Origin of the sequence: Acinetobacter sp. MF4640, assembly GCF_002018895.1 — a bacterium.
Lineage (GTDB): Bacteria > Pseudomonadota > Gammaproteobacteria > Pseudomonadales > Moraxellaceae > Acinetobacter > Acinetobacter johnsonii.
Genome location: NZ_MVOM01000150.1, coordinates 1 through 624, shown reverse-complemented (window position 1 = coordinate 624; position 624 = coordinate 1). Strand labels below are relative to the sequence as shown.

Sequence of the window (624 nt, the reverse complement as noted above, 5' to 3'; positions counted from 1 at the left end):
GGTAATGCTGGTATGAGGAATTGCTCAATCCAAAAATGAAAAACATCTGAATTGATTTTGCAGTCAAATAAACCGACTGAAAATAAATACCCTTTATGGATTGCTCCAATGGCATTGGTCTGATTCTTTAATTGCCAATTATATTGCCCTAGACAGGGTACTCCTTTTCGTGAGTAGCCATGAGGTCTGTAATCATGTGACTTAAAACCACTTTCATCCAGATAAATAATCGGGTGGTTTTTTTCTAATTCATTCACTTGCTGAATAAATTTATCCCTAAGCTTCGTATCTGCTCTAGGATGGCTTAACGTCTTTTTTTAACTGTAATATTTAAGCGCTTTAATGCAGCACCAATAGATGAAACACCACAATTAAAACGTGCAGCGCGTTCATATTGATAAGCATCAGGATACTTTTCAACATCTTCACGTAAAGCATCATCGTTAATTTTAGAAGGTTTACGTACACGAGTTTTTTTAATCTCTATACGTTTCTTCCATTCAACAATGGTATTTTTATTAATTTCAAATTGTGCAGCTACCGCTCGAATAGAATAACCTTCCTCAAGCTTAGCTAAAATTTTACGTCTAAAATGTTCTGAATAACTCATTGCACCATTGTATT

The 624-nt window shown here is 34.6% G+C and carries 2 protein-coding genes; both read right to left on the bottom strand.

The window, feature by feature from the left end:
* Positions 1–257 (bottom strand): transposase (locus tag MF4640_RS18855; protein ID WP_171263924.1); only part of this gene is annotated, 257 nt, incomplete at its 3' end.
* A 47-nt stretch (positions 258–304) separates the two neighbouring features.
* On the bottom strand, positions 305–610 hold the full coding sequence (locus MF4640_RS18850) for an IS630 transposase-related protein (RefSeq protein ID WP_000122230.1): 306 nt from the start codon (positions 608–610) through the stop codon (positions 305–307).
* Positions 611–624 lie beyond the last annotated feature (14 nt).

What these genes read in the sequence shown, in the direction of transcription:
- MF4640_RS18850 (WP_000122230.1), bottom strand. Translation starts at nt 610, where the DNA reads ATGAGTTATTCAGAACATTTTAGACGTAAAATTTTAGCTAAGCTTGAG.